This is a genomic window from Cellulomonas sp. P4_H12, assembly GCF_056400905.1.
Window position 1 is genome coordinate 61,105 of sequence record NZ_JBFUKJ010000002.1, and the last position, 25,850, is coordinate 86,954.

General features: G+C 69.2%; 20 protein-coding genes. 15 read left to right on the forward strand and 5 right to left on the reverse strand.

All coding sequences use genetic code 11. The features are described from left to right. Positions 1 to 4: 4 nt before the first annotated feature. Entirely contained in the window at positions 5 to 1,225 is a 1,221-nt protein-coding gene (locus AC1DQC_RS02150; protein ID WP_477049587.1) for a M20 metallopeptidase family protein, read from the forward strand. Positions 1,226 to 1,454: 229 nt separating this feature from the next. Here the strand turns inward: AC1DQC_RS02150 and AC1DQC_RS02155 are convergent, their stop codons facing one another. Beyond that, entirely contained in the window at positions 1,455 to 1,841 is a 387-nt protein-coding gene (locus AC1DQC_RS02155; protein WP_477049588.1) for a TraR/DksA family transcriptional regulator, read from the reverse strand. A 115-nt stretch (positions 1,842 to 1,956) separates the two neighbouring features. Here AC1DQC_RS02155 and AC1DQC_RS02160 point away from each other — a divergent pair, with 115 nt between their 5' ends. Genes AC1DQC_RS02160 through AC1DQC_RS02175 form a run of 4 tightly spaced genes read left to right on the forward strand, consistent with a single transcriptional unit; the run spans position 1,957 to position 7,181 of the window. Beyond that, positions 1,957 to 2,340, forward strand: a complete 384-nt coding sequence (locus tag AC1DQC_RS02160) for a cold-shock protein (RefSeq protein ID WP_315098645.1) — start codon at positions 1,957 to 1,959, stop codon at positions 2,338 to 2,340. Positions 2,341 to 2,342: 2 nt separating this feature from the next. Further along, the gene (locus AC1DQC_RS02165; RefSeq protein WP_477049589.1) at positions 2,343 to 3,497 is read left to right on the forward strand and encodes a DUF3027 domain-containing protein; all 1,155 of its coding nucleotides are present in this window, start codon (positions 2,343 to 2,345) and stop codon (positions 3,495 to 3,497) included. Continuing rightward, the gene (locus AC1DQC_RS02170; RefSeq protein WP_477049590.1) at positions 3,494 to 6,520 is read left to right on the forward strand and encodes a sacsin N-terminal ATP-binding-like domain-containing protein; all 3,027 of its coding nucleotides are present in this window, start codon (positions 3,494 to 3,496) and stop codon (positions 6,518 to 6,520) included. The genes AC1DQC_RS02165 and AC1DQC_RS02170 overlap by 4 nt, the downstream gene beginning before the upstream one ends. Before the next feature lie 10 nt (positions 6,521 to 6,530). Next, positions 6,531 to 7,181: a CAP domain-containing protein gene (locus AC1DQC_RS02175; RefSeq protein WP_477049591.1), complete on the forward strand. Its 651-nt coding sequence runs from the start codon at positions 6,531 to 6,533 to the stop codon at positions 7,179 to 7,181. A gap of 2 nt (positions 7,182 to 7,183) precedes the next feature. Here the strand turns inward: AC1DQC_RS02175 and AC1DQC_RS02180 are convergent, their stop codons facing one another. Continuing rightward, positions 7,184 to 7,450 carry a DUF2530 domain-containing protein gene (locus tag AC1DQC_RS02180; protein ID WP_477049592.1) on the reverse strand — a complete coding sequence of 89 codons (267 nt, stop codon included), beginning with the start codon at positions 7,448 to 7,450 and terminating at the stop codon, positions 7,184 to 7,186. A 115-nt stretch (positions 7,451 to 7,565) separates the two neighbouring features. Between AC1DQC_RS02180 and AC1DQC_RS02185 the strand changes: the two genes are divergently transcribed. Further along, complete coding sequence (locus AC1DQC_RS02185; RefSeq protein ID WP_477049593.1) at positions 7,566 to 9,071, forward strand: NCS2 family permease; 1,506 nt, start codon at positions 7,566 to 7,568, stop codon at positions 9,069 to 9,071. Positions 9,072 to 9,751: 680 nt separating this feature from the next. Here the strand turns inward: AC1DQC_RS02185 and AC1DQC_RS02190 are convergent. Further along, positions 9,752 to 11,038 carry an O-antigen ligase family protein gene (locus AC1DQC_RS02190; RefSeq protein WP_477049594.1) on the reverse strand — a complete coding sequence of 429 codons (1,287 nt, stop codon included), beginning with the start codon at positions 11,036 to 11,038 and terminating at the stop codon, positions 9,752 to 9,754. Between the two features lie 821 nt (positions 11,039 to 11,859). Next, positions 11,860 to 12,483, reverse strand: coding sequence for an arsenate reductase/protein-tyrosine-phosphatase family protein (locus AC1DQC_RS02195; RefSeq protein WP_477049680.1), 624 nt, complete (start codon positions 12,481 to 12,483; stop codon positions 11,860 to 11,862). Positions 12,484 to 12,635: 152 nt separating this feature from the next. Between AC1DQC_RS02195 and AC1DQC_RS02200 the strand changes: the two genes are divergently transcribed. Next, positions 12,636 to 14,501, forward strand: coding sequence for a DUF4012 domain-containing protein (locus AC1DQC_RS02200; RefSeq protein ID WP_477049595.1), 1,866 nt, complete (start codon positions 12,636 to 12,638; stop codon positions 14,499 to 14,501). 66 nt (positions 14,502 to 14,567) lie between these two features. After that, on the forward strand, positions 14,568 to 15,098 hold the full coding sequence (locus AC1DQC_RS02205; protein WP_477049596.1) for a peptidase: 531 nt from the start codon (positions 14,568 to 14,570) through the stop codon (positions 15,096 to 15,098). A 348-nt stretch (positions 15,099 to 15,446) separates the two neighbouring features. On the opposite strand, the gene AC1DQC_RS02210 is transcribed toward AC1DQC_RS02205, so the two are convergent. Beyond that, on the reverse strand, positions 15,447 to 17,006 hold the full coding sequence (locus AC1DQC_RS02210) for a tyrosine-protein kinase domain-containing protein (RefSeq protein WP_477049597.1): 1,560 nt from the start codon (positions 17,004 to 17,006) through the stop codon (positions 15,447 to 15,449). A gap of 208 nt (positions 17,007 to 17,214) precedes the next feature. On the opposite strand from AC1DQC_RS02210, the gene AC1DQC_RS02215 reads away from it, so the two are divergent. The 7 genes from AC1DQC_RS02215 to AC1DQC_RS02245 all read left to right on the forward strand — a co-directional run bounded on the left by AC1DQC_RS02215 (position 17,215) and on the right by AC1DQC_RS02245 (position 25,780). Continuing rightward, positions 17,215 to 18,723 carry a sugar transferase gene (locus AC1DQC_RS02215; RefSeq protein WP_477049598.1) on the forward strand — a complete coding sequence of 503 codons (1,509 nt, stop codon included), beginning with the start codon at positions 17,215 to 17,217 and terminating at the stop codon, positions 18,721 to 18,723. A gap of 158 nt (positions 18,724 to 18,881) precedes the next feature. Continuing rightward, on the forward strand, positions 18,882 to 19,706 hold the full coding sequence (locus tag AC1DQC_RS02220; protein ID WP_477049599.1) for a glycosyltransferase: 825 nt from the start codon (positions 18,882 to 18,884) through the stop codon (positions 19,704 to 19,706). Further along, positions 19,703 to 21,064: a lipopolysaccharide biosynthesis protein gene (locus tag AC1DQC_RS02225; RefSeq protein WP_477049600.1), complete on the forward strand. Its 1,362-nt coding sequence runs from the start codon at positions 19,703 to 19,705 to the stop codon at positions 21,062 to 21,064. Before AC1DQC_RS02220 ends, AC1DQC_RS02225 begins: the two co-directional genes overlap by 4 nt. Next, the gene (locus tag AC1DQC_RS02230) at positions 21,057 to 21,653 is read left to right on the forward strand and encodes an acyltransferase (RefSeq protein ID WP_477049601.1); all 597 of its coding nucleotides are present in this window, start codon (positions 21,057 to 21,059) and stop codon (positions 21,651 to 21,653) included. The genes AC1DQC_RS02225 and AC1DQC_RS02230 overlap by 8 nt, the downstream gene beginning before the upstream one ends. 88 nt (positions 21,654 to 21,741) lie before the next feature. Further along, on the forward strand, positions 21,742 to 22,785 hold the full coding sequence (locus tag AC1DQC_RS02235) for a glycosyltransferase (RefSeq protein ID WP_477049602.1): 1,044 nt from the start codon (positions 21,742 to 21,744) through the stop codon (positions 22,783 to 22,785). Continuing rightward, entirely contained in the window at positions 22,782 to 23,870 is a 1,089-nt protein-coding gene (locus tag AC1DQC_RS02240; RefSeq protein ID WP_477049603.1) for a polysaccharide pyruvyl transferase family protein, read from the forward strand. The genes AC1DQC_RS02235 and AC1DQC_RS02240 overlap by 4 nt, the downstream gene beginning before the upstream one ends. Further along, entirely contained in the window at positions 23,867 to 25,780 is a 1,914-nt protein-coding gene (locus tag AC1DQC_RS02245) for a glycosyltransferase (protein WP_477049604.1), read from the forward strand. The genes AC1DQC_RS02240 and AC1DQC_RS02245 overlap by 4 nt, the downstream gene beginning before the upstream one ends. Positions 25,781 to 25,850: the final 70 nt, after the last annotated feature.

Genomic DNA, 25,850 nt, shown 5'->3' on the forward strand with positions numbered 1-25,850 from the left:
GCACGTGGCCCAAGCTCCCGATGTCCTGGCAGGCCTGCGCGCCGACGCCGCCGCGCAGCTCGCGGAGATCGTCAACCTCCGACGAGCGCTGCACCGGTCTCCCGAGATCGGCCTGGACCTGCCGGTGACCCAGAAGCTGGTGCTCGACGCGATCGCGCCGCTGGGTCTCGAGGTGCGCACGGGTGCCGGTCTGAGCTCGGTCGTCGCGGTGCTCCGGGGTTCGCGGCCGGGCCCGGCGGTGCTGCTGCGCGGCGACATGGACGCCCTGCCGGTGACCGAGGAGTCGGGCGAGCCGGTGACCTCGGAGAACCCCGGTGTCATGCACGCCTGCGGGCACGACCTGCACGTAGCCGGGCTGGTGGGTGCGGCTCGGCTGCTCGCCTCGCGTCGCGACGACATCGCCGGCTCCGTCGTCTTCATGTTCCAGCCGGGCGAGGAGGGCGACCACGGCGCGCGACTCATGATCGAGGAGGGCGTGCTCGACGCCGCGGGTGAACGCGTGGTCGCCGCCTACGGCCTGCACGTCATGTCGTCGATGCTGCCCGCCGGCCTGGTGATCTCTCGCGCCGGCACGATGCTCGCCGCGGCCGACACCGTCCACATCACCGTCCACGGTCGGGGCGGTCACGGCTCCATGCCGCACCTCGCGGCCGACCCGGTGCCCGTCGCCGCCGAGATCGTCCTCGCGCTCCAGGCGATGGTGACGCGGCAGTTCGACGTCTTCGACCCCGTGGTGGTCACCGTCGGCAGGATCGCGGCGGGGACGACGGACAACGTGATCCCCGCGACCGCCGTGCTCGAGGCCACCGTGCGCACCTTCTCCGAGGCGACACACGCCGCCGTGCCCGACCGGCTGACCCGCGTCGCGGAGGGCATCGCCGCCGCACACGGCCTCACCGTCACCGTCGACTATCAGCGCGGCTACCCGGTCACGGCGAACACGCCTGCCGAGGTCGACCGCGCGGCCGGTCTCGTCCGCGCGATGTTCGGAGAGCAGGCGTACATGACGGCGCCGCAGCCCATCTCCGGCGCCGAGGACTTCTCCTACGTCCTGCAGCAGGTGCCGGGCACCTACCTCGGACTCGGCGCGACGCCCGTCGGGCAGGACCCCGCGACCGCCGCCTACAACCACTCGGCCCAGGCCACGTTCGCCGAGGAGTCGCTCGCCGTCGGACCCGCGGTGCTCGCCGCCCTTGCGCTGGATCGGCTGTCGGAGGGCGCGTAGAGCCGGCCGAAGGCGGTGGGTTGCGCGCGCTGCACTCGCGGGCGGACTCGCGGCGCGTCCGGGGCGCCCGCCGCGCTCGATGGCGCCCGGTACTCGTGGGGCTCCGCAGACTTACGGGCGCCGTGGCCGCTGCGGTGGACGGGGTGCCCTCGGCGCGACCGGGCCGTGGACAGGGTTGGCGCGTGCTCGAGTGCCCATGCCTAGGGCTGACGGGAAGTCGTCGCCGGGATCACGGGTGGGAGCCGGTTGCGCATCTCACGCACGTCGTCGCGGTCGGGCGCGCCTCCAAGCGACCCTCAGGGATCGCGACTCCGCACACCGCGCAGACCCCATAGGTGCCGGCCTCCAGCCGCGCCAGCGCGAGCTCGACGGACCGGAGCCGATCAGAGGCGTCCCGCGCGAGGGCGTCCACCTGCGCCCGCTCGAAGGCGATCGTGGCGCCCTCGGGGTCGTGCTCGTCGTCGGCGTTGCTGTCCCGCGAGGCGTCGACGACGGCGCTGTGCTCGCGGTGCAGCGCATCGAGGCGCTCGAGGGTCGTCGCGCGCAGCGCCTCGAGCCGATCGCGGGCCGCCGAGGCATCCACGGGCGGCTGAGGGACGTCGGACGGGGAGCTCATCCTTCGGTCCAACGTGCGACGGTGGCGCACGCTTCCGCGCTCCCGTGAGAATTTCGCGGGCTGCGGCCGGTAACCTTGTGGCCAGTACGTCTTCTTCTCATGAACGGGGTTCACCGTGCCTACCGGCAAGGTCAAGTGGTTCGACACCGAGCGTGGCTTCGGGTTCATCGCCGGCGACGACGGCGGCGAGGTCTTCCTGCACGCGTCGGCGCTGCCCGAGGGCGTCACGGCGCCGAAGCCGGGCGCGAAGGTCGACTTCGGCGTCGCGGACGGCCGTCGCGGCCCCCAGGCCCTCTCGGTCAAGCTGCTGGACCCCGTGCCCTCCGTCGCCAAGGCGGCGCGCAAGCCCGCCGACGACATGGCCGTCATCATCGAGGACCTCATCAAGGTCCTCGACCGCGTCGGCAACGACCTGCGTCGTGGCCGCTACCCCGAGAAGGCTCGTGGGGTTCAGTACGCCGCCCTGCTCCGAGCCGTCGCGGACGACATCGAGGCCTGAGCATGCCTGCAGCAACCAAGGACGCCGTCCTCGGATCGGCCGTCGACCTCGCCCGCGAGGTCGCGGTCGGTCTCGCGGAGGACCCCGCCGACGTCGGCGAGTACCTCGGCCTGGTAGTCGAGGGGGAGCGGCTCGTCTCCCACCGGTTCGCGTCGGCCGCCCGCGGCTACCGCGGCTGGGAGTGGACCGTCACGGTCGCTCGCGTGCCGCGGGGCCGCACCGTCACCGTCTGCGAGGCCGAGCTGCTGCCCGGCCCCGACGCCATCCTCGGCCGAGCCTGGCTCCCGTGGTCCGAGCGCATCCGCCCGGGCGACATCGGCCCCGGCGACGTCCTGCCCTTCAAGGCCGACGACCCGCGGCTCGAGCCCGGCTGGACCCCGACCGGGGACCCTGAGCTCGACGACGTCGCGATCGACGAGCTCGCCCTCGCCCGCGCCCGGGTGCTCTCGCCCCAGGGTCGCGACGAGGCCGCCGAGCGCTGGTACCGCGGCTCGCACGGCCCGACGAGCGCCGGCTCCCTGGCCTCCGCCGCCGCGTGCGGGAGCTGCGGGTTCCTCGTGCCGCTGCAGGGTTCGCTCGGCACCGTCTTCGGAGTGTGCGCCAACCAGTGGTCGCCCGACGACGGCACGGTCGTCAGCGTCGACCACGGCTGCGGCGCGCACTCCGAGACCGCCGCCGAGGCCCCGCCGACCGACTGGCCCGACGCCGACCCCCTCATCGACGAGCTCAGCCTCGAGCTGGTCGACCTCGCGTCGTCCTCGTCCAGCGGTCGTCAGGACGTCTCGGCCGCCGACGAGACGGCGACCGCTGCCGGGGTGGCTAACGCCGACGACGCCACCGCTACCGACGAGGCGACCAGCGCCGACGAGGTGAGCGCCGTCGAGGGCGTGACGAACGCTGACGACGTGACTGCTTCCGACGAGGCGACGAACGCGGACGACGCGCGCGCCGCCGACCAGGTGTCGCCGGGCGATGAGGCGCCGATCTCCGAGGAGGCCGTGCTCGCCGACGACGCGATCGCCGACCAGCCGACGGCTGCCGCCGACGAGCCGCTGCCGGTCGACGACACGTCCGGGTTCGCCGACGACGCCTCGACCCCTGACGCTCGCCCCGACGACGAGGACGCGCCCCCCGCCGTTCCCGACCCGGAGCCGTGACCGCCGACGTCTTCGGCACGGCCGCCCTGCGCGCGGCCGTCCTGGGGGCGTGGAGGTCGTCCCCGACGCGACTGCGCGAGGACGCGAACACGGAGGAGGACCACGCCCGCGGCTACTACCGCGACCGCGTGATCGTCGAGCTTGCGCAGAACGCCGCCGACGCGGCCACGCGCGCGGGCGTCCCGGGCCGGCTGCTGCTGCGGCTGGCGCGCACGGACGACGACGGGACGGTCCTGGTCGCCGCGAACACGGGCGCACCGCTGGATGCGGAGGGCGTCGCGTCACTGGCGTCGATGCGGGCGTCGGCCAAGCGGGACGAGCCGGCGTCGCGCCGCACGGTGGGCCGGTTCGGGGTGGGGTTCGCGGCGGTGCGCGCTGTCGCCGACGAGGTCTCGGTGCTGAGCACGACGGGCGGCGTGCGGTTCAGCGCGGCCGACGCGGCCGAGCTCCTGGCCGAGGCGGCGCTCGACAACGAGGCCCTCGCCGACGAGGTGCGCCGCCGGGACGGATCCCTGCCGGCACTCCGGCTCCCGCTGCCGACGGAGGGCAGCCCGCCCACCGGCTACGACACAGCGGTGGTGCTCGAGCTTCGCGACGAGGTGGCCGCCGACGAGGTCCGCTCGCTCCTGCACGACGTCGGCGACCCGCTGCTGCTCGCGCTCCCGGGCCTGGTCGAGATCCTGGTCGACGACGACACCGGCCCGGCACGGCGCATCGCGGACGTCGCGGACCGGTGGACGGTCGCGACCGGCGAAGGGGAGCTGCCCCTGGCGCTCATGGCGGACCGCCCGGTCGAGGAACGCGCGGCGCGGGCGTGGCGGGTCACGTGGGCCCTGCCCCGCGGCGGCGCTCAGCTGACCCGCTCCGACCAGGTGGTGCATGCGCCGACCCCCACCGACGAGCCGTGCAGCGTCCCCGCCCTGCTCGTCGCGACCTTCCCGCTGGACCCCTCGCGCCGGCACGTGGCCCCGGGCCCGCTGACGGACGCCGTGCTGGACCACGCTGCCGACGTCTACGCGCGCCTGGCGCACGGCCGCGCCGCCGCCGGCCACGACGCCCTCGCGCTGGTGCCGACCGGCCTGGCCGCGGGCGCGCTGGACGCCGGGCTCCGCGACCGCATCGTCGAGCGCCTGACGCGCACGCCGCTGCTCGTGCCCGCCGCGCCGGACGAGGCCACGCCGCTGGTCGTCCCCGCCCGCGCGGTCGCGCTCGCCGGCTCGTCGGTGCACGCCCCCGCCGCCCTCGAGGCGCTCGGCCGGCGGATCGCGGCCCTGGTCGTCCTGCCGAGCGGTCGGGAGACTCAGGCCCGCGCGCTGGGCGTCGAGATCCGACCGCTGGCCGACGTCGTCGAGGACCTGCCGGCCGTGAGCGACGGCGGGTGGGCCGAGCTCTACGACGCCCTGGCACTGCTGGCCGACGACCCCCAGTCGCGCGAGGCGCTGGGTGCCGTCCCCGTGCCCCTGGCCGACGGCCGGGTGGTCCGCGGCGCGCGCGGGTCGGTGCTGCTCGAGGCCGGCCTCGCCGACCGGCTGGGCGAGCAGACCCTGCAGACCCTGGGGCGATGGGGCCTGCGGGTGGTCGACTGGGAGGCCGCGCACCCGGTGCTGGAGCGGCTGGGCGCACAGGCCGTGGACGCGGTCGGCCTGCTCGGGCAGGACCCGGTGCGGCAGGCCGTGCTCGAGCTCGACGACGACGAGCCCGACGACGTCGTCGACGCGGTGCTCACGCTGGTCGCCGCGCTGGACGGCGCCGACCTGCCCCGCGAGGCCGTCGCCTGGCTGGGGCTCCTGCCGCTGCCCGCCGCGGACGGCGAGCGCACCCCCGCGGACAGCCTCGTCCTGCCCGGCTCGGTCGCCGCGACGCTGCTCGACGACCGCGTGCTCTCGACCGTCTCGACGGACGCGGTCGAGCGCTGGGGGCGCGGCACCCTCGTCGCGGTCGGCGTCCGGGCGGACCTGGCGCTCGTGCACGTCGGCGACGTCCTGGCGGACCCGGCCTCGCTGCGGGACGGCGCCACCGACTCCGCGACCCTGGCGGCCCAGTCGCTTGACGGCTGGGACGACTACCTCGCGCACCTCGCGGACCGGCTCGGCGCGGGCGCGTACGTGGGGGAGGCTGTCGCGGTCGCGGACCTCGACGCGGTGGACCCCGAGCGATGGCCGCAGGTGCTCGCACGGATTGCGGCCGACCCGGCCCTTCACCGCGCGCTCGTCGATCCCGTCCGTGGCGAGTCGTCGGCACTGGCCCCGTCGTACACGTCGTGGTGGCTGCGCGAGCGCGCGGACCTCGGCCTCGGGCGCCCGTTCGCGGTCGGCGACGAGCTGGGCGCCCTGCTGCCTCCCGCCCCGGACCTCGTCGCGAACCTCGACGCCACTGTGCAGCGCGCGCTCGGCGGGATCGGGACGCTCGACGAGCTCGACGGTCCCGGCTGGACGCACCTGCTCGACTCGTGGGGCCCGGTCGGGGTGCCCGTGGAGCCGGCCCTGGCGACCGCGGTGTGGCAGGCGATGGCCCCCGACGAGCCCCCGGAGCGGCTGCCTGCGCTCGTCGGCCCGGGCCGGGTGGCGGTCGTGCACGCCGAGGACGCCGCCGTGGCCGAGCAGCCCATGTGGCACCAGCGCACCGACGTGGCCGCCCTCGTCCCCGGCACCGACGTCACGGCCCGATTGCTCGACCTGCCGTTCGCCGGTGATCTCGCCGACGGGCTCGTCGGCGAGGGTGGCGACCTCGACGACGTCCCCGCGGGCGTGCGCTCCCTGCTGCCGGACGCGCCGAGCACGTGGGTCCAGCACGACGACCTGCTGGTGGACGGCACGCCGGTCGACTGGTGGGTCGACGACGACGGCCCGGTGGTGCACGCGGTCCACCTCGTCGGCCTCGCGGCGGGGCTGGCCCAGGCCGCCGGCCGCTGGGACCTGCGCTACGCGGTCGAGGCCCTGCTCACCGACACCGCCCGGGCCGACGAGATCGCGCTGGACGTCGCCGGGCAGGCGTGGGTGTCCGTTCCGTCCCGAACCCGATAGCGTCCCCCGGGTGCATCCGTTCCACCCCGTCCCGCGCACGCGCCCGCACCGCCGGGACCTGCGGGTTCGTCGCGAGACGGCCCGCCGCTGGCCGCGTCGGCTCGTGCTCGTGGCGGTGTGCACGCTCGCGCTGGTGGCCGTCCCGATCGCGCTGAGCCCGTCGGTCACGGTGCAGCCGGCGCCCGATCTCGGTGCGGAGCAGGCGATCCGCGCGGACGACCCCGCCGGGCGGTCGGCGATCCGGACCGCAGCCCCGGCGCCGTCGTCGGCCCCCGTCCCGTCGACCACCAGCACTCCGGAACCGCCGACGCTCGTCGACGAGATCGTCACCCGCACCAACGCGGAACGCGCGGCCGCAGGACTCCCCGCCCTCGAAGTCTCGCCGTGCGCGACGGAGCAGGCGGCCAGCCGGACGGCGACGCTCGCGGCGGAGGACCGCTTCGAGCACGACCCGCTGGAGCCRGTGCTCGCGGCGTGCGGGTCGAGCAGGGCGGGGGAGAACCTCGCCCTCGGCTACCCGACCGCCCTGGCGGTGGTGGCGGGCTGGATGGGGTCCGACGGGCACCGCGCCAACATCCTCGGCGACGCGTACACGCAGATCGGGGTCGGCTGCGCGACGGGCCCGCGCGGGCTGCTGTGCGCGCAGGTGTTCCTGGGCTGAGCTCAGGCCTCCGCGGCCCGGGCGCGCGCCGCCTGCCGCGCGGTGTTCCGGCGGGCCCAGCCCACGCCGAGCAGCCCGAGGACCACCCCGGTCGCGCACACCCACGCGGGCATCCACGACGCGTCGTCCGTCAGGGCGAGGACCGCGGCGACCACGAGCGCGACGGCCCAGACGCCGGTTCCGACGAGCATCACGCGACCCAGGTCGACGTCCACCGGGGGCGGCGCGGTCCGCGTCGGGTGGAACAGCTTGTCGATGATCGAGGGCACGTCGCGAGCCTAACCGGGGCGTTGCGGGCAACCCGGCCGCCCGGGCGTGTGACCTTCGCGACGACAGGCCCGGATCCGCAATCTCGGGGTCACAGAGTTCTGCGACACTGCGCGCATGGCATCGACCTCCACTGCGCAGAAGCCTCGTCCTGCGCCCCCGACGAACGTCGTCGACCGCTACTTCAAGATCACGGAGCGCGGCTCGACCATCGGCACCGAGATCCGCGGCGGTCTGGTGACCTTCTTCACGATGAGCTACATCATCGTGCTCAACCCGCTCATCATCGGCACCGTCCGCTCGGACGCCGGCAACGGCCCGTTCCTCGGTGGCGGTGACGTCCCGAACCTCGCGGCCGKGGCCGCGACGACCGCGCTGGTCGCCGGCGTGATGACCATCCTCATGGGCGTCGTCGCCAACTTCCCGCTCGCGCTCGCCGCCGGGCTCGGGTTGAACGCCGTCGTCGCCTACTCGATCGCCGCGCTGCCGGACATGTCCTGGCAGAACGCGATGGGCCTCGTCGTGCTCGAGGGCCTGATCATTCTGGTCCTGGTGCTCACCGGGTTCCGCGTCGCGGTGTTCCGTGCCGTCCCGCGCGAGCTCAAGACCGCCATCAGCGTCGGCATCGGCCTGTTCATCGCCTTCATCGGCCTGGTCGACGCGGGCTTCGTCCGCATCCCCGCCAGCATGGCCACCCCGGTGGAGCTCGGCATCGCCGGCTCGCTGGGCAGCTGGCCGCTGCTGGTCTTCGTCGTCGGCCTGATGACCGCCATCGTGCTCATGGTCCGCAAGGTCCGCGGCGCCATCCTCATCGCGATCGTCACCGCCACTGTCCTGGCGTTCATCGTCGAGCTCGTCGGCGACATCGGCAGCAAGACGGACGAGACCGGCGCAGTGGTCAACCCGGCCGGCTGGGCGCTCGACGTCCCGCACTGGCCCTCCGGCGGGATCTTTGCGACGCCCGACTTCTCGCTGGTCGGGCAGTTCTCCCTCTTCGGCTCGGTGGAGGCCATCGGCCTCGTCGCCGTGATCCTGCTGGTCTTCTCGCTGCTGCTCGCCGACTTCTTCGACTCGATGGGCACCATGGTCGCCGTCGGCAGCGAGGCCGGGCTGCTCGACAAGGAGGGCAACCCGCCGAAGACGACGCAGATCCTGGTCGTCGACTCGATCGCCGCGGCCGCCGGTGGTGCGGGCAGCGTCTCGTCCAACACCAGCTACATCGAGTCCGCGGCGGGCGTCGGCGACGGCGCGCGCACGGGCCTGGCGTCCGTGGTGACGGGCATCGCGTTCCTGCTGGCCACGTTCCTGTCGCCGCTGGTCGCCATGGTCCCGTTCGAGGCCGCCACCCCGGCGCTCGTCGTCGTCGGCTTCCTCATGGTCACCCAGATCACCGGCATCGACTGGAAGAACTGGGAGCTCGCCATCCCGGCGTTCCTCACCATCATCCTGATGCCGTTCACGTACTCGATCACGGCCGGCATCGGCGCGGGCATCATCACGTTCGTCGTGATCAAGCTGGCGGTCGGCAAGATCCGGGAGATCCACACGTTCATGTGGATCGCGTCGGCGATGTTCGTCCTCTACTTCCTCATCGGCCCCATCAAGACCGCGTTCGGCATCTAGCCGTCCACGAACCAGAGGCCGGGTCCCCAGGAGGGACCCGGCCTCTAGCGTGTGGGCACCTAGTCCCGCTGTCCAGTCCGGTTTGTCAGCCTGGTGAAGATGTGGCCATGCCGACCTTGGGGGTGGGACAAGTGACGGCTGTAGTCGTGTAGTCGTGTAGTCGTGCAGTCGTGCAGTCGTGCAGTCGTGCAGTCGTGCAGTCGTGGTAAGGGCGCCGCCCCGGATCGGGATCCGGATCTGTAGAACCTATTGAAAGCCCAGCGCTAGACCGGGCTGCTACGGAACCGATCCTGTCGTTGGTCTGGAGCGGGTCGGGCCCGGCTCCATTGCGGTGCGCAACTCGGCGAGGATGCGCGAGCGGAAGGACCTCAAAATAGCCCCGTTGTCGGCTAGGACGTGCTCGACGACGACGCCACGCCCGGTGACCCAGGAGACTGCGTGACGAAGCACGCCCTCGGCGGTCCCGTTTTTGTCGCGCTCTCCCAATCCTCGGCGCAGGCGACCGTGATTTCGTCATCGAGAGGGCGGGTCGGTGGCTGGTGCCGATGATCGGCTCGCCAAAGTTGCCATGTGCAGCAGGTCGCTGGGCCGGGACTGGTAGCTGGACTGACCCTCCGGCGATCTATGCGCAGGACCGTCCTGGCCGCGCACACCCTTGCGCGCGCTAAGGTCATCAATCCTCAGCGGGTGGCGCGAGATGTCGGCAGCGCTGCTGTGGCTGGTTCCGCAAGCTCAAGCCCGTTTCGGTCGCGCAAGAAGTAGCCGCTCGCAAGGGCCAGGGGTAAAAGACCGGCGAGAGGCGTGAGGCCGAGCTTGTACGGCGCGAGGGGCGACTCGAGGATTCCGAGCGCGAGTACGCCGGCGATCGTGAACAGTATGTACGAGCGGTCCGTGGGCGGGACGCTTCGGACTGCCCACCACCCTGCGGCGACGACGAGGCCCAGCGTGACGACACCTCCGGCGACGTACAACTCGAGCCACAGGTTGTGCGGAGCGTAGGCCGGAAAGTCGGTGACGAGGCGCTCATAGTTCGTCCAGAAGGACGGACCGAGTCCGAAGATCTCGTGACCGGGGATGAGGTCGCGTGCCGTCTGCCATAGGGCCCCTCGGAATGTCGCGAAGGATGGATCGAAGGGATAGACCGCAGTAATGATCGAGCCCGCCAGACCAATCATGATCGCGATACCCGCTCCGAGCCTGGGCCGCTTTGTGATCCCGGCGACAAGATGGCCCAGCATGACGACCCCAGCAGCCAATAGCCCAGCTCGGCTTCCGGACACTTCGATGAGTACCACAGCGCCCACTACGGTGAATATTCCCTGTCGCAAAACGACGCCGAATAGCGCGATGGGAAGCAGCAATGCCGCCACGACGCCGATAAAGTTGCCGTTGTTCGTCAGCACGGATGTCAGGGTCTGCCCGAAGAGCGAGCACTTGTCGATCCGGCACTCGCCGATGACAGTTGAGGGGCTGACTAAGGCGACCAGCAGCACAGAGCCAGCCATCGCGGCGAGGGCCCAGCGCGCCTGCTCGCCCCATGCCACGATCGGTACCTCGCGCGCTGCCCGGAAGGTGAATGGCAGCACCATTCCGACGGTCAGTGCCCACGGGATGGGACTTTCCACGCCGGTTATGACTCCGGGAGCGACCAGCACCACCACAAGCAAGATCAGTAGTCCGGGACCGAATACGCGGGCTCCAGGGGCGGTGATGCGCCGAACGAACATGACGACGCTCAACATAAAAGCAGGACCGTAGACCAGGATCGAGAAGCTAGATGAGGTGCTCTGAAAGAGCGCGAGCAGCAGCCATGGCCCGATGGAGGAAAGCATTAGTACCGGCCACGTCACGACCGCATGGAACCACAGCGCTTCGAGGCGCGGCACTCCCGGTCGCGCGACCGATCTCCAGCGTGCGCCGATCAGCGCTGCGACAGCGGCGATGGCGATCGCTGGCAGTGCGCCCACGAGACCTCCTGCGGATCGTCTGCGGGCACCTCTCGGAGCGGGTGATCCCTGCACGGGAGAGCGGCGAGTAACCGACGCTCAGTTGTCGCGCTAGCGCCTGCCCGCGCGTCTCAAGCCCCAAGTATCCATCAGTGTGCACATGGATCCAGCCGAGGCCCCGAACGCACCCAATGATAGTTCGGCCCCACGGCGTGACGACCAAGAAGACGGTGGACGCGAAGAGTGTCGCCATGCCAGCCAATTTCAAGCCGGCGTTCGACCCAATAGCGGATGCCTCAGATCCTTGCCGGCCGAGATTCCAATGTGAGCTCGCGGCTGGCGATCGCCGCCGGAACGGGCGCTCGGTCCGCGCGCGTCCCTGGTCAAGCGGCCGTGACCCGGTGCGGGTCGTCGTCGGACCTGTCGCTGCTCGCGGCTGGGTAGCGCCGCGCTGACGAGCCCGTCCCCCGGGGTTGTCGGCATCGCGGGTGTTCGGCGCGGACCTCGCCGTGCGCGTGAGCGCCCAGTGCGTTGCCGTGTCCGGCCCTTGGCGGCCGATTCGGCCCGGCGGGCGGGACTGCGCACACATCCTTTCGCGGTGGGCGGTGGGCGGTGGGCGGTGGGCGGTGGGCGGTGCGCTCGACGTCGCGTCCCCCGTCGCAGGAACAAACTCTCGGCTTGCTTCAGCGGGTAGCTGTTTCGGACATGGGGTGCGCGATGACCGATGCGACCGCGTGGTGGATCACGGGTACTCACGAACTCGATCCGCCCGCCTCGACACAATCAGCGGGCAACGCATCGAGGCCGGTCCTTGGGTGGTGGACTGCCTCCGGCGGTCCCACTCAGCGCCGGACGATGCTCACGAGCGCCTCGACGGCCGGCAGGAGCTGGCCGAACGACGTCTGGTAGAGCTCGGCGCCGCCGCGGTACGGGTCGACGACGTCGTCGTCGGCGGGCTTGTGCGCGGTGAGCCCGCGTCGGGACGCGGCCAGCGGCACCAGCGCGCGCAGGCGATCCGCCGTGGTCGCGTTGGCGCCGGGCAGCGCGGCGGGGTCGACGTCGGCGACGAGCCGCGCGAGCTCGCGCAGCGTGAACGTCCGTCGCACGGCCGCAGGCACCAGCTCGACGATCGCCGACCGGTGCCGCCTGGTCAGCGCGACCACCAGGTCGGCCTGCTGCACCATGCCGGGCGCCAGCTGGCGCGCCTCGAAGCTTCGCGGGTCGACGCCTTGCGCAGCGACCAGCGCGGCCATCTCGTCGGTCATCGGCCAGCCGACCATCGCGCCCGTGCCTGCGGAGGCGACCTCGATCGCCGGCGCCAGGCCGCCCGCGTCACGACCCCGGTACGCCGCACCCAGACCGGCAGCGAGCAGCCGCTCGACCGCCGGCGACCGACAGATGTTGCCGGTGCAGACGACGAGGACGCGCACGGGCTCGGCCAGGTCGGAGGGGTTCACGGGCACCATCTTGGGGGCCGGGACCGCCGAATCCCGCATCCGATGACCCGATCGGCGCAGACATCTCACCCTCCTGAGCAGGGCACCCAGGACGCGCCGGTACGATTCCGACCGCCGTCGCCCGACCGGGGCGTCGACGTGCCCAGGGGGAGAGAGACGTCGTGACGCACCCGGGATGGGGATCCGACTGGAACGGTCAGCCGGTCCCGGATGCTCCTGTGCACCCCGAGACGGTCCGGCGCCGACGCACCAGCTACAAGCGCGCGCGCCGCCGCCGGGTCCTGCGCAACGTGCTCATCGGGTGCGGCATCGCGGTCGTCGTCGCGGTCGGTCTGGGTGTCTGGCTTCTGACGGACGCCCTACGAGCGAAGGATGCCCTCGAGGCGGCGCGCGGCGACGTCAAGGAACTCCAGGCGCAGGTGACCGCCGGGGACGCCGACGCCGCCGACAAGACGCTGGTGTCCCTGCAGGCACACGCCGCGACGGCGGCCCGATCCACCACCGGCCCCGTCTGGACCGTCGCGAGTGTCCTGCCGTGGCTCGGCCCCAACGTCCACGCCGTCCAGACCGTCGCCGGCGCCGTGGACGACCTGGCGCAGCACGCCCTGCCCTCGCTGATGCAGGCGACGACGCTGGTCGACCCGGCCACCCTGGCCCCGGTCGACGGACGCGTGGACCTCGCGCCTCTCCAGCAGGCGGCGCCGACGATCACGGCGGCGAACGAGGCCGTGCAGATCACCGCCCAACAGCTCGCGGACATCGACACGTCGTCGCTGCTCGGGGTGGTCGCCGAGCCCGTGGAGACGTTGCAGGGCCAGGTGAGCGACGTTGCCGTGACGACGGCGACCGCCGCTCGGGCCGCCGAGCTGCTGCCGGCCATGCTGGGCGCGGATGGCCCGCGCAACTACCTGGTCCTGGTGCAGAACAATGCCGAGCCGCGCGCCACGGGCGGTATCCCCGGCTCCGTCCTTCTGCTGCACGCCGAGGACGGGCGCGTGACGGTGGTCGACCAGCGCGCCGGAGGATCACTGAGCGGGCTGGCGGAGCCGGTGCTCCCGCTGACCGACGCCGAGAACGACCTCTTCGGCCCCCTGCTGGGCACCGACATGCGCGACGTGACGTTCACGCCGGACTTCCCGCGCTCCGCTGCGCTGGCGCAGGCGATCTGGCAACAGGAGGTCGGCGGGACGATCGACGGGGTCCTGTCCGTCGACCCGGTCGCCCTCGCGCTCGTGCTCGACGCCACCGGCCCGGTGACGCTCCCGGACGGAAGCACCCTCTCGGGCGCCGACGCCGCGCAGAGCCTGCTCAACGGCGTGTACCTCGACATCCCGGACCCGCAGGATCAGGACGCGTTCTTCGCCGCGACCTCCGCGGCAGTCTTCGCCGCGGTCGCGAGCGGTCAGGGCGACGCCCCCGCGGTGATGGACGCGCTGGCCGAGGCCGCACGTCAGGGCCGCCTCATGGTGTGGTCCGCCGCCGGCGACGAGCAGGCGCAGCTGGCCGGCACCGTGCTGAGTGGCGAGCTGCAGGGAGCCGACGGCGACTCGGCCGTCCTGGGCGTATACCTCAACGACGGCACCCGCGCGAAGATGGGCTACTACCTCGACCTGACGGTCGACGCTCAGGCGACGGAGTGCCGCCCCGACGGATCGCAGCGCGTCCACGCGCAGGTCACGCTGACGTCCACCGCTCCGCCGGACGCCGCCGACCTCCCCTCGTACCTCGTCGGGCCGGACCAGATAATCCCCAGCGGGGACATTCGGACAAATGTCCTGATCTATGCACCCGAGGGCGGGGGAATCGATTCAGTGCGGGTGAAACCTGACCCGCAGGGCCTGCATTCGCAGATCCATGACGAGTTGGGAGTAGGAGCCCGGACATTCACGCTCAAACCGGGCGAAAGCGGAACTCTGGACCTGGACATCGTCACCGGAAAGGAACAGACCGGTGACCTGCGCATTCGCTCCACACCGACTGCCCGCCAAAAGGGTGACGCAATCGTCGCTTCCGCGTGTGTGAAGTAGCAGGTACGGTTGCCTCTAGTCACATCACGCCACTCCTGTAACACGACCGTCCGGGGGGACACCCACATGAATATTCGTCGCACCGCTCTGGTCGCTGCTGCAGCTGCTGCTCTCGTGCTCGCTCCGTCCGCCGCCATGGCGTACCAGGCCGGGGACTACTCGAACAAGGGCTCGATCTCCGACACGACGCCTGCCGTCGGGCAGAGCTTCACCGTCACGGTCACCGGGCCGGCCAACACGCCGGTGACGCTCACCATTACGAGCAACCCGTCGTCGATCCCGGACTCGGCGATCACGATCGCGGGCACCAAGTCGCTCACCAAGACGACCAACGCCTCGGGTACGGCGGTCTTCACCGTCACGCTGAGCCAGCCCGGCACCTTCACGCTGGTCGCGACCGACGGGGTCTCCGGCGCCGTCCTGAGCACGCAGACGGTCTCGGTGGCCGCAGCGGCGGGCGCCGCGGGTGCCGCCGGCACCCTGAGCTCGACCGGTACGAACGCGCTGCCGATCGCCCTCGGCGCCGGCGCGCTGGTCCTCGTCGGCGCCGGTGGCGTCGTCGTCGCCCGTCGCCGTCACGCGGGCACCGCCGCCTGATCGCAGCTTCTCGCACTGACCGAGAGCCCCGCACCGAATCGGTGCGGGGCTCTCGTGTGTCCGGACCAGAGGCCTCTGCGATGAGCGTTCCGGGAGCCCGCGGATGGTTGAGTCGTCGACCGCATCCGACCGAGCGGCGTGAGACCCGCTCCGCGCACTCGCGGAGGTGACGCCGTCGTGACCGCCAGCGGTGCCCGTCGCGGGTGACGGCTGGCCGCGAGTCGTCCATACACGCCTAGGGCGTAGCGGACCCGCTGGCGGCACCATTTCTCACGAGCCGGCGGGACGGCGCATGCAAAACGGCCCCGGACCGTGGGGTCCGAGGCCGTTCGAAGTCGTGAGGAGAACTCAGTGGCCAGACGGCCGCTGGTGCTGCGGGGTCGCCTGTCCCTGCTGGCGCTGGAACTCGCGCAGCTGAGTCTCGCTGAGCGAGTCGCCGGGCCACAGCGTGGTCGGACCGGTGACGGCGCCCGTGGGCTCGGCCACCTGCGGGTTCCGGCCGGTAGGCGTCGCCCTGCGCTTCTTGCCACGTGCACGGCCGGAGTCTGCTGAGGTGGCGGGTGTGGGCGTGTAGTCGTAGTACGCGTACTGGTCACTCTGCTTGCGCTTCTGCCGGTTGACGACGATCCCGAGGATGCGGGCGCCGACGGTCTCGAGCGCCCCCACGGACTCCGCCAGCTGGTTGCGGTGCAGCTTGTCCGCGCCCACCACCAGCAGCGCGCCGCCGGTCAGCTTGGACAGGATCGCCGCATCCGTGACGGGGAGTAGGGGAGCGGTGTCGACGATGACCACGTCGTACTGCTTGGTGAGCTGGTCCAGCAGGTTCGCCATGGCGAGCGAGCCCAGGAGCTCGCTGGGGTTCGGAGGCACCTGGCCGGCGGGGAGCACGTGCAGGAAGCCGTTGCCCCAGGGCTGGATGACGTCCTCGACGTTCGCGCGGCCGATGAGCACCGTCGTCAGCCCGACATTGCCCTCGAGCCCCATGTACTTGGCCACCGACGGCCGACGCAGGTCGGCGTCGATGAGCGCGACCCGCGTGCCGGCGTCGGCCAGCGTGATGGCTACGTTGATCGACGTCGTCGACTTGCCCTCGCCGGGCAGGGAGGACGTGATGACGATCGACTGGGGGCGGTCGGCGATGTCGAGGAACTGCAGGTTCGTGCGCAAGCGACGGAACGCTTCGGAGCGCTGGCTGTGCGGGCTGCTCTGGACGATGAGCGGGTGCTGGGGCGCGTCGTCGTCGTTCGGGATGATGCCGATGACCGAGGTGTCGGTGACCCGCGCGACGTCTGCGTCGGAGCGGACGCGGGTGTCAAGGATCTCGCGAAGAACGGCGATCCCGACCCCGAGTGCCAGGCCGACGAGCAGCCCGAGCGCGACGTTCAACTTCTTGTTCGGCGCGGACGGGCCTTCGGGGGAGACGGCGTCGCGGACGATCGAGATCTTGACCGCGGACGCTCCGCCGCCGCTGGGCGTCTCCAGGTCGGCGATCACGGACTTGAACTGCTTGGCAATGGCGTCGGCGGTGGCCGCGGCGATGGCCGGGTTCTCGTCGGTTACGGTCACATTGATCAGCGACGTGTTGAGCGGTGAACTGGCGCTCACCCGGGAGGCGAGGGTCTCTGTCCGGGTGTCGAGCCCCAGGTCGTCGATGACGGGCTGCAGGACCAACGGGCTGGTGACGAGCTGCGTGTACGACGTGACCTGCTGGCGCGTGAAGTTCGAGCCTTGCAGCAGGTCGCTCGACGAGTCGCCGGACTTCACGGAGACGTACAGCTGGGTGCTCGCGTCGTAGAGCGGCGTGGTGGCGAGGGAGACGGCGACGCCGAGGGCGGCGCCCAGCACGGCGAACACCGTGATCGACAGCCACCGCTTACGCAAAATGGCCCAATAGTCCTGAAGCTCCACGAACTCATTCTCCCTGCTCGCCATACCCGGTCCGACAGTGTCTCATGCGCGCGTTCGTGCGGATCTGCCGGGTGAAAGAAAGCACGGTGCCTGTTATGACCGATATTGACGATTGTCCAAGATCGAACGAACTGCCTGCCGGGGTAGTCTTCGCAAGACCGTCTTCACGACGCGTGTCGTCGGAGAAAGCGGACATAGGGGGAGAAACGTGACGATATCGGACATGCGGAGTCGTGCCCTGTCCCGTATTCCGCAGCAGCGGAGTGCATCGGCCGCCCCGCCCCCCTTTGTCGCGCCAGTCGGGCGCCGCGACCTTTCCGCCCGTCTGTGGATCACCGACGCCGTCGCCGTCGTGTTCTCGGTAATCGTGGCCTATCTCGTGCGGTTCGACCGCACTGGACTCGCCACCGTCTCGGGCGAGTTCTCGCCGTCGTACCTCTCCGTCTCCGTAGTTCTCGCCGCCGCGTGGCTCGCCGCTCTGGCCCTAGGGCGGACGCGCGACCGACGCGTGCTCGGGAGCGGGCCGACCGAGTTCTCGCGTGTCTTCAACGTAACGTGGCGGCTCTTCGCGAGCGTCGCGATCGTCGCCTACCTGCTCCGCATGGAGATCGGCCGCGGGTATCTCGGCTTCGCCGCGCCCGTCGGACTGGGCCTCATCCTCGCCGGCCGCGCCTTCTGGCGTCGCTGGCTGCACCACCAGCGCGACTCCGGGCAGTTCCAGTCGGGCGTCCTGGTGATCGGCCACCGCGACAACGCCGCGCGCCTCATCGCTGAACTCAGCAAGAACCCGCGCGCCGGCTACACCGTGCTCGGCGTGTGCGTACCGACCGGCGAGGTGGCCCAGGGTGAGCTCGTCGATGGCGTCCCGGTACTCGGCGCAATGCATCGGGCCGGTGAGATCGCGGAGCGGATCGGCGCGTCCGCGGTCGCGGTGACCGGCGCCGACGCAATCACGTCCGACACAGTGCGACGCCTGGGGTGGGACCTCGAGGGCAAGGGGATTGACCTCGCCCTGACCCTGGCCCTGGTCGACGTGGCAGGTCCGCGGGTTCTCATGCAGCCGGTGAGCGGCCTGCCGCTCATGTACGTCGACGAGGCGCGATTCACCGGTGGGAAGTACATCGCGAAGTACGTTTACGACTGGGTGCTCGCGGCCGCGATCACTATCGTTCTGCTGCCGGTGCTGGCGACCGTCGCGCTTCTCGTGAGGGTCACCAGCCGCGGCCCCGTGCTCTACCGCCAGGAGCGCATCGGCAAGGACGGCCAGCGGTTCCGCATCTTCAAGTTCCGCACAATGGTCGCCGGTGCTGACAAGCGGCTCGCCGAGGTCCTTGCCGACCAGGGCATTGACTCCGTCGGCATGTTCTACAAGCCCAAGAACGATCCCCGCGTCACCCCTTTGGGCCGCGTGCTGCGCAAGTACTCGCTCGACGAGATCCCGCAGCTCTTCAACGTCCTCGCCGGCGACATGGCCCTCGTCGGGCCACGCCCGCAGATCGACGCCGAGGTCGCGCAGTACGACCGGACGGCGCACCGCCGACTCCGAGTGAAGCCGGGCCTCACCGGCCTCTGGCAGGTCTCGGGCCGATCCACCCTTGCGCCCGAAGACGGCATCCGTCTCGACATCAACTACGTCGAGAACTGGACCCTCTTCGGCGACCTCCTGATTCTCGCGCGTACGTTGAAGGTCATCGTCCGCGGCGACGGCGCGTACTGAGCCTTGCGGAGAAGACACACGCGCCGCCTCGCCGGCCACCTCCAAATTGGGACCCGGGACCACCAAGCGAGGCCGCCGACGAACGCGCACGGATTTCGCATCTCAACTGACTACAGAGGTTGTCCTCATCCGGCAGCTGCACCACACGGGAGAGGTTCATGCAGAAGGTCTCGGTCATCACGATTGCTCGGAACGACCTGTTCGGCGTCCAGCGCACCGTCGCCAGCGTTGCGGAGCAGGACTGGCCCAATGTCGAGCACATCGTCGTCGACGCCGACTCGACCGATGGCACACGCGACTACCTGGCATCGCTCGGAGACAGCCTGGTGTGGGTCTCGGAGCCCGACAGCGGTCGATACGACGGCATGAACAAGGGTGTCTCGCTCTCGTCGGGCGAGTACCTGTGGTTCATGCACTCGTCCGACACGTTCGGCGGCGTCGACTCGATCTCGATCGCGATGTGTGCACTGGAGCGAACCGGAAGACAGTGGGGCTACGGCCTCTCGCGCATCGGGGGCCGCCTCGGATGCATCGGCGTGGGCGGGACAATCCCCTTCAACTTCGGGCGATTCATGCTTGGAGGCCGCATCATCCCGCATCAGGCGACGGTTGTCTCTCGCCGCATTCACACCGAGGTGGGTGGCTATGACGAGGGCTTTGGCATCGGCGCCGACCAGTACTACCTCATGGCGCTTGCTGCCCTCGCGCAGCCGGAGGCAATTCCCGAGTTCCTGTGTGACTTCGATGCTGCTGGTGCTGGTTCGACTCGGTCCATGTGGAGTCACTATCGCGACATGGGCCGGGCGCGGCGGATGCTCGGAGTTTCGCCAACCGGCTCAGTGATGGTCGACTCGGCGTGGTCGGCCGTGGCGGCAATTTCAGCAAAGGCCGACCGGATCCAGCGGAGGCTCCTCGCCAGGCGCACCCAGCCTGCCAACTCGGCCGGCCGGGACGTCAGAGACCCGGTCGGAGAGTCGCAGTGAAACTTCGCGTCGCCAACGGGCTGCGCCAACTAAAGGGCCACGCACGCGAGATCGACCTGATCCAAACAGGTTCCGGCAAATTCGGTGCCATGGCGCTGGGTTTCCTCGTCAACGTGGCAGTGCTCGCGTTGATTACAAGAAAGAATGGCACCGAGGAGTACGCGCTCTATGCGCTTTTAGGATCGTTCGTAAATCTGCTCCCATTCGCTGACCTAGGCCTCGGCGCCGCTGTAGTGAATGCCACGGCCGATCGACTTGCGGGGGTGTCGAACCAATCGACCTATCTCGACAAGCTGGGGCGAACGCGCGATATTCTTGTGCTTGCGGCGACCGCAATAATCGTGGGCGACCTTGTGCTGCTCGCCACGGGTTGGTGGGGCCTCTTGCTTGGGTCGTTGAGCTCCGTCTATGGGGCCGAGGTCGTCGCAACGGTATCAGTCGGGATCATCGCGGTCGCTGTGCCCTTCGGAATCGGCAATCGGATCCTACAAGGCGCCGGTCGAATGCGGGAAGTCACCGCAATCGGTATGGTCGGCCCTGTCGTGGTGTTCAGCGTCGTTGGCGCACTCTTCCTCGCAGGCGCTCCGGCGGCCGCCTATGCGATCGCGCCCAGTCTGGCCTTCCTGGCCATGGCGGTCGCGGCCGTAGTGCGGAGCCGAAGCGTCGTCGCCTACAAGATTCAGAGGCCATATAGTTACTCGGGCCGTCATGACGGTGACCTCTTCTCGACTGCGGCGCCCTTCTTTTTGATTTCTGTCGGTATGGCAGTCGGGTTTCAGAGCCACCGTCTGATATTGGTGCACTTTTCAACGCCTTCTGTCGTAGCGCAGTACTCGGTCGCCGCGCAGTTTGGCGGACCTGCGCTCGCCGTTCTCACAGTCATCGGTCAGAACCTGTGGAGCCACTATCGGGTCAAGAACGCTCGAGCGGGCGTTGGCGTGAGCGAGTATGCCCGTCACGTTCTTCTGATCGGAGGTGTCGGACTCCTTGCCGCAGTCGTACTAACCGTAACCGTTCCGTCTCTCGGTATGTGGCTAACCGCTGGAACGGTGCAGGTGTCGTACGGAACTATGCTTGCACTCGGCTTCTACCTGTTGGTCGTTGCGGTGCATCAGCCGGGCGCAATGATGCTCAACGATAGTCGGGGCCTGTGGTTACAGGCCGGTCTGGTTGTCGCGACCGCCGCGATTGCCGTTCCCCTAACGATCGCTCTCGTGCCAGAACTCGGCGCCAGCGCGCCGTACGGAGTGCTAGCGGGGACGATGCTTGTCGTCCAGGTGATGCCAACCGCCATCGTCTGCGTACGTCGTACGGCGTCTTCCACTGACCAGGACACGGTGGTGAGCCGCGGTGTTTAAGCGTGCAAGTGACGAATTCTTTACTGCCCTGGTCTCTCGTCGGCTGCGCAGGGCAGGTGTGGCACTCGGACACTCGCCGAGATTCGTAGGACTGCCTTCCATCGACGTCGCCAAGGGCGGGCGCCTCGAGATCGGCGAGAGGTTCGTTGCCGTGTCGACGAGCCGAAGGCAAGTGTTGGGACTATCGCATGAAGTCGTCATCAGAGTCCGCGATGGGGCGCTGGTGACGATTGCCGATGACTGCGGGATGAGTGGTGCGACGATTGTCGCTGCCGTGGGAATTGAGATCGGCGAAGGGTGCCTCATCGGGGGGGATGCCATGATCGTCGATACGGACTTTCATCCTCTCCGACACCCCGCGCGCAGGTATGCGGAACCGCCGGCTGGCAATCCTTCCCAGAGGGTTTTGATCGGGCGCAATGTGTTCATTGGTGCTCGCGCGATTATCTTGAAAGGTACGTCGCTCGGCGACAACGCAGTCGTAGGTGCCGGCTCGGTGGTATCCGGCGCCTTTCCCCCGAATGTGGTCATTGCTGGAAACCCAGCTCGTGTCGTCCGGAATCTCGGTGAAGCGTCGTGCGAACCATGATGACTGCACAGACCGGTTCGCTGGTCGAACCCCGCCGCGGCGCGACGGTTTCGATGGCGGCTCTCGGCGACCGCGCTCGGCCTGGTAAGTGCGGTGGGGGTCAGAGTTGAGAATTCTGCACGTTACCGAATGTGACGGCGGCGGCGTCGTCCGCGCCCTGGCGCAGGCCGTGCTTGCGGCGCCTGGCCACGAACACATCGTTCTAGCACCGAGCGCGGCGATAGATGAGGTCGGCATGTCCGTCGAGTTCATCACTCTTCAGCCCGGCCATGCAGGTGGTCCATTGCAGGTGTCTCGGGCGATCAAGGCTGCCTCGCCCGATCTGGTTCACGCTCACTCGACTTGGGCAGGCGTCTACACGCGTGTATTGGGAAGTCGCTCGCCAATCCTGTATCAACCGCATTGCTTCGCGTTCGAGGATGTCACGCGCCCCCGCATGTTGCGGTCCGCCTTCCGGTTTGCTGAGCGACTCCTTGCGCCACGAACGGCCGGCGTCGTGGCGCTGTCGTCGCACGAACGGGCAAGCGCGCAGCAGCTGGGCCACCGCGATGTCTTTCTCGTGCCCAACACGCCCACAGTCGCCGCTCGGCGCGCGGCAGATTTCGTGCGGACGCCGGTGGTTTCGATGGTCGGACGGATCGCGCCGCAGAAGGACCCCGCGATGTTCGGCGAGATCGCAGCGCTCGTGCGCTCGGTGCACCCGGTCGTCACGTTCCGGTGGATCGGCGATGGCGATTCGACGATGAAGCGTGGTCTTCTCGAATCGGGGGTGGAGGTGACCGGCTGGCTCGACGACGCCGACTTGATCGAGGCTCTGGGATCTTCGGCGCTCTATCTCCACACCGCGGCCTACGAAGGGTTCCCGCTAAGCCTGCTCGACGCGTGCGCGCTTGGCGTGCCAATTATTGCTAGGGACATCCCTGCTCTTGGAGGTATGTCGATACACAAATTCTCTTCGGCCACCGAGGCGGCGCGGCTGGTAGGCGAGGCGTTTGACGACGAGCGCCGACTTCTGAAGATCGGTCAGGCATCCCGCGGCCTCATTCAGCAATCGACCCGGATGCCAGAAGCGACGACGCTGCCGTCTGTGTACACCTGGTTCGACCCCAAGAATGGACAAAAGACAGCGTGACGCCCAAGCAAGTCCTTCTGTTGCACGGCTACAGCGCCGAGAATCGAGGCGACGGGCTGCTCGTCGAGCTCGCGACGCGCATCGTCCGCGACGCATGTGGTGCCGACGTGGCCATCACGCTCTTCGCGAACCACCCAGAGACATTCCGTGGCCGCGGTCTGAGGGTTGTCGACTCTGGCCTGCGACGAACCGGGTACCAAAGGGAGTACCTCCGCGAGCTGAGCCGATTGCACACGTATGACCTCGTCGTGGGCGTGGGCGGCGGCTACTTGCGCTTCGGCCGCCCTGTTGCTGCTGCGAAGGCACTGTTGATCCACATACCGCAACTCGTGGTTGCCGCGAGGTCGTCGACGCCATCGGTCTACCTGCCGCAGTCCGTTGGTCCGCTCCGCTTTGGGTTCCGGTTCCTCCTGAGGCACCTGCTGTCCCGCATCGACACCGTCTACTCGCGGGACGACCGAACGACGGCGGAACTCGACCTCATCAATGTCGAGCGCACGCCCGATATGGCCATCGCGGAGATTTCTGCTGACCGAGCAAAGCTTCCGGTCGGCGGGATTTTAAAGAGTGTGCCGATCATCTCGGTGCGGTACGTCGACGGACAGATCACAGGGCCGCTCGGAGAACTGGCAAGGCGTGTGCCGGTGTTCGACGGATACATCCAGTCGACGGCCGGTGCCAACGACGACACAGCTGCCATGAATTCAATCGGACCGCGGAACATCCTCGACTTCGAGTCGCTGATGAGGAGGCCCGAGGAGGCTCGGGTGGTAGTTGCCGTTCGAATGCACGCGGCACTGATGGCCCTGAGGGCCGGACATTACGTCGTTCACTTGTCCTACGAGCGGAAAGGCTTCGCCGCGTTCGCCGACCTCGGCATACCGCACTATGTGCATAACGTACGGTCGTTTGATCCCGCTCACGTTTTCGCCCAGGTTGAGGCGCTTCGCACGGACGAGTCGGCCAGGCGCGTCTATAACGAGGCCGTACATCGCTCCGGAGACAGGATCGTTACAGAGGCTCGTAAGGTCGGCGTGCGAGTTGCGTCGCTAGCTGCTCGCGATCCTCGGGGGGCCGCGAAGTGAGCCGGCTCGACGTCGTGATCGCCGCCTTCAACGCAGCTGACACGATCGAGTCTGCCGTCAAGTCGGCTCTACAGATCACCGAGTCCGTGGTGGTCGTTGACGATGGGAGTACCGACCAGACGGCGGAGCGCGCCGAAGCGGCCGGCGCGAAGGTGATTCGACAGGCAAACAGCGGTCCTGCCTCCGCCAGGCGCCGTGGTCTCGAAGAGTGCCGAGCCGACTTCGTTGTCTTTCTGGACGCCGACGACAATCTCGTGGCGGACGGTGTTGAGCGCTCGCTCTCGATGCTGGAGAACGATACGTCGCTTGCCGTCGTAGCCGGCGCCGTCGTGACGATCCAGCCGAACGGTCGCCGAGGGGTTCGCCCAGTGCACGAGGGGGATCTCACGCCGTCGAGGTTGGTCACGGTCGGGTACGGGCCCTGGCCACCTGCCGCGCAGGTTGTGCGCAGGGTTGATCTCGAGAAGTCGCAGAGACGGGGCCCGACTGAGCTCCGTCCGCGGTTTGCTGAGGACTACGAGTTGATCATCAGGCTCTCTCGCGTTGGACGTGTTGTTCAGCACGACACGATCAGTTGTGAGTACAGCCTATTCGCGGGAAGGTCTGCGCGGTCTGCGCGCCGTAGCCTCGAAGACAAGGAAGCCGTGCGCGTGCATTATGCGTCGGTCGACCAGATCCCCGTAAAGCTGATGAACCGCGCGGCAATCCGTTCGAGCACTGCAATGTGGCGGAGTCGGGCTCTCTCGGCTCATGACCAGCGCGTACAGGCGTCTCTGCACCTTCTGCGGGCCGGCACGTGGCGCGTGCTGTCCAAACTCCATCCCGCAGCAACTAGAGCTGAGGTTCCTCCGGCCACGAGGCGTCCGCTGGTCGTGGTGCCTTGGTTGGAGGGCGGAGGCGGTCAGTACTCCCTCGTGTCAATTCTTGGCCAGGTTGGCTCAGGCGGGGTCGACGTCGTTGCATTGTTTGACGGCTGCCGCGACTATGACGCGGTCACGAGGGTGAGCGGAACTTTTGTGCGGTTGGACGAGCGACGAAGTGCCCTGGGTGCCGTTCGCGCAGCCTGGCGCCTCCGATCCGAGTTGACTTCGCGCCCCGCTGTGTACTCGCTGATGCGCGCGAGCCATGTGGTTCTTGGGATGCTGCCAGCGAGTGCGTTGGCCGGCCGGCGCCTTGCGGCGAGCTTTCATCAGCTCCCGTCGGCTGACGAAAGGGACCGCACCAGCCGACTGGAGACGCCGTTCGTCCGTCGCTTCACGTCCAAGTGTGACTTGGTGACGGCACCGTCGGAACTGGCGTGCTGCGAGTTGGTCGAGCGCAAGTTCGCCACGGGGAAGACGATCCGTCACGTACCCAATGTGATCGTCTCAGACTCGGAACATGCAACGCTGCGCACCGGCGAGGCGGGCGCACTGCGCTTGCTCATCGCGGGGCGCCTGACGGAGCAGAAAGGGATCGAACTCATCCCGGGACTGCTCCGAGACGCTCGGACCCCATTGGTGGTGCACATCGCTGGTGACGGGCCATTACGCGCGTTCGCCGACCGCCTTGGATCCGAGGTACCTGCAAACGTCCAGGTCGAGACGCTCGGACGGACGGACGGTATCCGCGATGAGCTCGATTGGTCGGATGCGTTGTTCATGCCGAGCGTGTACGAGCTGAACCCCATCGTCGTCTGGGAGGCTTGGGCCCGGGGCAGGCCCGTCGTCGCCAGGAGCCTTGCAGTATTCGAGGAACTGAGTCGGGAGGGTCCTGTATTCCTGTTTCGAGACGGTGACGAACTTGCTCGAATATTCGAGATGCTCTCCGATGAGCACGTTCGTGCAGAAGTGTTTCACGAGGCACTATCCGCCTTCGCGCGTCGCCGCACCTCAACGGCGATCGCGGAACTCCTGGGTACTGAGGTCTGAGAAGTGCTGTTGGGGCGGTCGGTCGTGATTCGGGCCGATCCTCGTCGTGCATGCGGGGTGCACGGGGTGG